Annotated in this window: 8 protein-coding genes; 3 read left to right on the forward strand and 5 right to left on the reverse strand. The window is 60.2% G+C overall.

Annotated features, from left to right (window positions below; genetic code table 11):
* On the reverse strand, positions 1 to 586 hold a 586-nt coding region (locus tag WBF74_RS11375), incomplete at its 3' end, for a type II CAAX prenyl endopeptidase Rce1 family protein (RefSeq protein ID WP_424439743.1).
* A 121-nt stretch (positions 587 to 707) separates the two neighbouring features.
* On the opposite strand from WBF74_RS11375, the gene WBF74_RS11380 reads away from it, so the two are divergent.
* A complete protein-coding gene (locus WBF74_RS11380) occupies positions 708 to 1,355 on the forward strand; it encodes a TetR/AcrR family transcriptional regulator (RefSeq protein ID WP_424439746.1) in 648 nt (215 codons plus the stop codon).
* Here the strand turns inward: WBF74_RS11380 and WBF74_RS11385 are convergent.
* The 3 genes from WBF74_RS11385 to WBF74_RS11395 form a co-directional block, all read right to left on the reverse strand.
* A complete protein-coding gene (locus tag WBF74_RS11385) occupies positions 1,321 to 2,472 on the reverse strand; it encodes an acyl-CoA dehydrogenase family protein (protein ID WP_424439749.1) in 1,152 nt (383 codons plus the stop codon). The two genes, WBF74_RS11380 and WBF74_RS11385, sit on opposite strands and share 35 nt — an antisense overlap.
* A gap of 86 nt (positions 2,473 to 2,558) precedes the next feature.
* Entirely contained in the window at positions 2,559 to 3,104 is a 546-nt protein-coding gene (locus WBF74_RS11390; protein ID WP_424439752.1) for a PAS domain-containing protein, read from the reverse strand.
* Positions 3,105 to 3,200: 96 nt separating this feature from the next.
* Positions 3,201 to 3,713: a PAS domain-containing protein gene (locus WBF74_RS11395; protein ID WP_424439755.1), complete on the reverse strand. Its 513-nt coding sequence runs from the start codon at positions 3,711 to 3,713 to the stop codon at positions 3,201 to 3,203.
* Between the two features lie 173 nt (positions 3,714 to 3,886).
* Here WBF74_RS11395 and WBF74_RS11400 point away from each other — a divergent pair, with 173 nt between their 5' ends.
* A complete protein-coding gene (locus WBF74_RS11400) occupies positions 3,887 to 4,333 on the forward strand; it encodes a PaaI family thioesterase (protein WP_424439758.1) in 447 nt (148 codons plus the stop codon).
* Positions 4,334 to 4,391: 58 nt separating this feature from the next.
* Positions 4,392 to 5,429, forward strand: a complete 1,038-nt coding sequence (locus WBF74_RS11405) for an LLM class flavin-dependent oxidoreductase (RefSeq protein WP_424439761.1) — start codon at positions 4,392 to 4,394, stop codon at positions 5,427 to 5,429.
* Positions 5,430 to 5,455: 26 nt separating this feature from the next.
* On the opposite strand, the gene WBF74_RS11410 is transcribed toward WBF74_RS11405, so the two are convergent.
* The coding region (locus tag WBF74_RS11410; protein ID WP_424439764.1) for an MFS transporter at positions 5,456 to 5,719 on the reverse strand (264 nt) is incomplete at its 5' end.

Consider the following 5,719-nt stretch of genomic DNA (forward strand, 5'->3'; position numbering starts at 1 on the left):
CCGTAATGGCGAGGTAAGAATGGCAGACAGCAAACAGAAGGCCGCTCAGCAAGGCGGCGCGCACCGGCGTGACGATCTGCTCTAGCCGCCCTTGCAGGAAGCCGCGAAAGAGAAGTTCCTCCAGCAGATTGCCGCCATAAGCGAGAATGAAGAGCCCGATGATAAAGCCGGCTGCATAATCCGGCAGCATGGGTGAGAAGCCTGACAAGGAAGCCGCACCCAACCCGATCACCGCACCGGCGCCGAGCCCGACCCCGGCACCTGCAACAAGCGACCCCTTCCGCCAGACGAGCAGCGCGCGCATCTCCTTTTCCACCGCGCAGACAACCAGCACGCCGATCACGGAAGCGATGCCGAGCGCTGCCAGAACGCCACCATCATTGATAAAACTGATACGCAGCCCGTCAAAAGCCCAAAGCCCCGTGGGCGTCATCGCGTCACGAATGAGGATGAAAAGCGCGATATAGAGAGCGATACGGATGCCAATGGCAGCGCGCGGCAACAGAACGAGACAAAGCAGAAAGGCAAGAATGCCCGGCACCATGCGCAAATTGTAATCCCAAAGGATCGCCATTTCGTCGAACATCTCTTCTCCCTCACCTTTCCGGCCTTGCGTTGACAGGCTAACGGGCCGAACGCCAAGATTGTCATTGCAGAATAAGGAGCCGGGACCGCGCACCCTACTCGCGTTCAACAAGGGCATATTGGTGGCTGAACAAGGCAGGAAAAAGCGCGTCAGGAAGCCACTTCAGCAGCGCGCGGAGGCAACCGTCACCTTCATCCTCGAAGCGGCGGCTCACATTTTCCGAACGCATGGCCTGCGCGGCGCGACCACCAACCGGATCGCAGAACGCGCGGGCGTCTCAATCGGTTCGCTCTACCAGTATTTCCCGAACAAGGAGGCGCTGCTCGTCGCGCTGATGGAACGCCACATTGCGGAAACCATGCGCGCTCTTGGCGAAACGCTCGCGACAACAGGCAACGCCACCCCGCGCGACAGAGTGGCAGGGCTTGTGCGCTGCCTTCTCGACATTCACATGGAAGACCCGGAACTTCACCGGATTCTTTTCGAGGAAGCGCCTCGGCCACCTCACATGCGCGATGCGTTCGACAAGGGAGAGCGCGAGATGCGCGTGGTTCTCACTGAACTTTTCGAGGGGTTTTCGCGCGATATTTGTACGAACCCCGAACGTAGTGCGCAGATCGTGCCCATGCTGGCCGAAAGCATGGTGCATCGCTATGTGTCGGCGAAGGACCGGGTGATGACACCGGAGGCCTTCGCCGATCACCTGACAGAGATCGTGATGCGTGAAATGGCGCTCAGCTCACCGCTTTCAGCAGATTGCGCGCGATGATGACCTGCTGCACCTGGCTCGTGCCTTCATAGATGCGGAAGATACGCACGTCGCGGTAGAAGCGCTCAATGCCGTAATCGGCAACATAGCCTGCACCGCCATGCACCTGCACCGCGCGGTCGGCGATACGACCAACGGCTTCCGAACAGAAGAGCTTGGTGCAGGAGCTTTCGGTGGCAACATCCTCACCCGCATCGCGGCGGCGCGCGGCGTCCAGCACCATGCAGCGGCCCGCATAGGCTTCCGTTTTGGAATCCGCGAGCATGGCCTGCACGAGCTGCAGATTGCCGATCGGCGCGCCGAACTGGCGGCGCTCGGCGGCATATTTCACGCTGTCTTCGACAAGCCTGTCGGCAACACCGATGCAGACGGCGGAAATGTGAAGCCTGCCACGCTCCAGCACCTGCATGGCGGTGATGAAGCCCTTTCCCTCCTCATCGCCCAGCAGGCAATCGGCGGGAATGCGAGCATCTTCAAACACCACGTCGCAAATATGCGCGCCCTGCTGGCCCATCTTCTTTTCCGGCTTGCCGACATGGATGCCCGGCAGATCGCGCGGCACGACAAAGGCCGAAACGCCCTTTGCTCCCGGCGTCTTCGGGTCGGTGCGCGCCATCAGCGTGAAGGCATGGGCCTTGTTCGCATTGGTGATGTAACGCTTGGTGCCGTTGACGATGTAATGGTCACCATCGCGGATTGCCGTCGTCCTCAGCGATGCGGCGTCGGAGCCTGCTTCAGGTTCAGTCAGCGCGAAGGAGATGATCGTCTCGCCGCTTGCGATCTTCGGCAGCCAGTATTCCTTCTGGTCCTGCCGGCCATGCATGACGATGCCCTGACTGCCAATGCCCACATTGGTGCCGATGACAGAGCGGAAAGCCGGGGATGTGCGGCCAAGCTCGAACATCAGGAGGCATTCTTCCTCCATGGTGAGGCCGAGGCCGCCATATTCCACCGGAACCGAAATGCCAAAAAGGCCGAGTTCCTTCATTTCCTCAACGATTTCATCCGGCACCATATCGGTTTCGGAGACCTTGTCCTCGATCGGACGCAGGCGTTCATCCACAAAACGGCGGACGGAGGAGATGAGCTGTTCGCGAGTTTCGGCGTCTAGGGCCATGACCATTCCCGGTGCTTGGTTTCTGAAAGCTGCGGGAATTTAGGCCAAGGGCTGCCGGGGGTCAAAAGCCCTGAAAGGGGGACGGATCAGGGGCGGGGCAAGGGCTTCGAGACGGCAGCACCCAGAATCCGGTCGGTACGGGCGCCATCCAGCGTGAGAGGCAGATAGACCCCCTCGACGCTCACCCAGCCGCGCTCGACATATTCCATCGTGCCGCGCACCGCATAGGGGCGCTTTTGCTCGGCCACGAATGTGTAAAACGCATGGAGCACTTCGTTGAAGCGCCCGGTATGCGAGCGGCTTTCGATGACGCGCTGGCCGCGAAAATTGGTGCCATGCGCGGTCACGACATCCCCGCCGATCAGCCTGTAAGTGAGGTCGAAAGGCTCCCAATCGACCTGCACCATGAGAAGATTGGGCATGTAGCGCGCAAAGCGGACCGGATCGATCTCATCGCGATGGGGCATCACGCGATCCCCCCGCAGTTCATTCCAGTAAGCCAGCATGTCGCGGCAAAGCGGCTCCCGCAGATCCTTCAATTTGCAGAAGGCAATACCGTGTGCACTGGCTTCGGCGAAGAGATCCTCGACGCTTTCTTCATTCTGCGTTCTTACGAGGCGTTTCAGTCCCAAACCCATTTCCCACCTGACCTTTGGTCACCAATCATTAAAAAATGGCCGTATTTCCCTAAGGGAAGCTGAAGTAAACCGTTAAAATCCGAAGCAAGCTCACATCAGGTCCACGCCTGTGTCGTAAGCGGCGGCACCGAGGATTTGCGCGGTTTCCCCCTCCTTGCCGGCAAGCGGAAGGTAAACGGACTCAAAATGGCGGAAGCCGCGATCGACGAAGCGCATGTTGCCGCGCACCGCTACGGCCTCTTTCCGGCTAGCGACATAGCAATAGAAATCATGCAGCGACGAGCCATATCCGGGCCAGATGCTGTCGAGTTCGCGGACATCAAGACCGGTGAAATTCGCACCATGCGCCTCGATATTTGCCTCGCCCACCAGGCTGTAAACAAAGGAAGTCGGACTCTCTTCCACCTTCAGGATGAAGACCTGCGGCAGCAGGCGCGGAAAGCGCAGCGGATCAACCTGAGGACGCTCAGGGATACCATTCTCCGGCCGGCGTTCTTCCCAATGCGCCCAGAGTTCCCGCAGGGCTGCGTTGCCAAGATCACGCGGGGAAATGGCCGTCGCGCTGTGCTCTACGCGCCGATCTTCTCTGAATCTGTCCAACATCCGTGACTGATCCTGTTCCAACAAAAGCTTATGCAGGCAATCTGGCGAAGCGAAGTAACGAACCGCTTAATAACCACGACAAAAGCGGGGATTTATTGCCTCAGGCTTTTGAAGCCGCAGGGTTCCTGTTAAAAGCCCGGCAAAGGCAATCCCAAGAATGAGCGTCTGATTTCATGAATACGACCCTGAGCGGCCGACTGGCTGGCTATGAAAGCTGGAATGGACACGATCCTTTTGAAGACCATGCCGGGCCTTTCTTTTTCCGCAGGCAGCCGGATGGAAGCATCACCTGCGCCTTCGAAGCGACGCCGACGCATTGCAATGGCGGCGGCTTCCTGCATGGCGGGCTGTTGATGACCTTTGCGGATTTCTCGCTTTTCGCCATCGGGCGCGATGTGCTGGAGGGCGGGCCTTCCGTCACCGTTTCCTTTTCGGCAGAGTTCACCGCAGCCGCAGGCGCGGGTGAGTTCATCGAGGCGCGAGGCGAAGTCGTCCGCAATACCGGCAGCATGGTATTTGTACGCGGCCAGGTTTTTACCGGCAGCGGCGAGAATGAGCGCATCCTGCTCAACTATTCCGGCATCGTGAAGCGCGTGAAGAAGCGCCCGCTGGAAAAATAGCGACAGGCATCGGCAGCGCCGGGAGAAGAAGCCTGAGGAAGAAGAAGGAGGCGGCCATATGGTCACGCTGAGCGTTCTCGATCAGTCACCGATCCGCAAGGGTGGCAGCGCGGCAGAAGCGTTCGCCAATACGATCGACCTCGCGCAGCAGGCCGAGCGCCTCGGCTATAGCCGCTACTGGCTGGCCGAGCATCACAACACCTCGTCCTTTGCCGGCTCCGCCCCGGAGGTGCTGATCGCTGCTGTGGCGGCAGCAACGAACCGCATCCGTGTCGGCTCGGGCGGCGTGATGCTGCCACATTACAGCCCCCTCAAGGTGGCGGAATGCTTCCGCGTGCTGGAGACGCTTTACCCGGGCCGTATCGACCTCGGCGTCGGTCGCGCGCCCGGAGGCGATATGCGCACCACCCGCGCGCTCCAGCCGGGGCCGCAGGCCTATGATGTCGGCGTCTTTCCGCAGCAGGTGGAACTGCTCCGTCAGTTTCTGGAAGATGCAACAGGGCTTCAGGGCGAGGCAGGCGGCTTTCCGGCCGATCATCCTTATGTCGGGCTTCACGCGACGCCGCGCGGGCCCGGCATGCCTGCCCTCTGGATGCTTGGCTCAGGCGGGGATGGCGCTCTCATCGCGGCCCAGCTTGGCATGGCCTATTGCTTCGCGCATTTCATCAATCAGGATGCGGGCACCCAGCCGCTTGAACTTTATCGCCGGAACTTCCGTCCCTCGCGTGACCATGCAAGCCCGCGCGGCTCCATCGCCGTCTCGGTCACGGTTGCCGACACGGAGGAAGAAGCAAGGCGCATCGCCTCTTCCCGCAATCTCTGGGTGATGCACCTTCTCCAGAACCGGGCAGGCTCCTTTCCTTCCATCGAGGAAGCACTCGCCTATCCCTATACGGATCAGGACCGCGTGATGCTGCGCGCCATAGAGCAGCGGAGCATTACCGGCTCCCCTGAACAGGTCCGCGCCCGATTGCTCGCTCTCGGTGAAGCGCATGGTGTCGATGATTTCGTCATTCTGACGATCACCTATGACCAGAAGGACCGCATCCGCTCCTACGCACTTCTGGCAGAAGCGATGGGGTTGGAGCAGGCGTAACCGCCTGCCGGCACTCACCCTTTCTTTCAATCCGCCATCACGCGGCGCAGTTCGCGCCGCGCCATTCTGCGTTCCAGCGCCGATCGAAGGCGCTGCTGGCGCTCATGCGTGATCGGATAGCGCAGGATGAACACGATGGAGATAAGCCAGAGGATCAGGGGCACGACGCAGAACATGAGGAGAAGCACGAAAAGCGCCTCAGGTGTGTTCTCCGTCGATTGTGCATTGAAGCCAGCCCATTTCAGTACCGGCAGCGCAATGCCCACGCCCATTGCCTCGAACGCCTTACG

The sequence above is a fragment of the Parvibaculum sp. genome, from assembly GCF_049672805.1.
In the GTDB taxonomy this organism is placed as follows: Bacteria; Pseudomonadota; Alphaproteobacteria; order Parvibaculales; family Parvibaculaceae; genus Parvibaculum.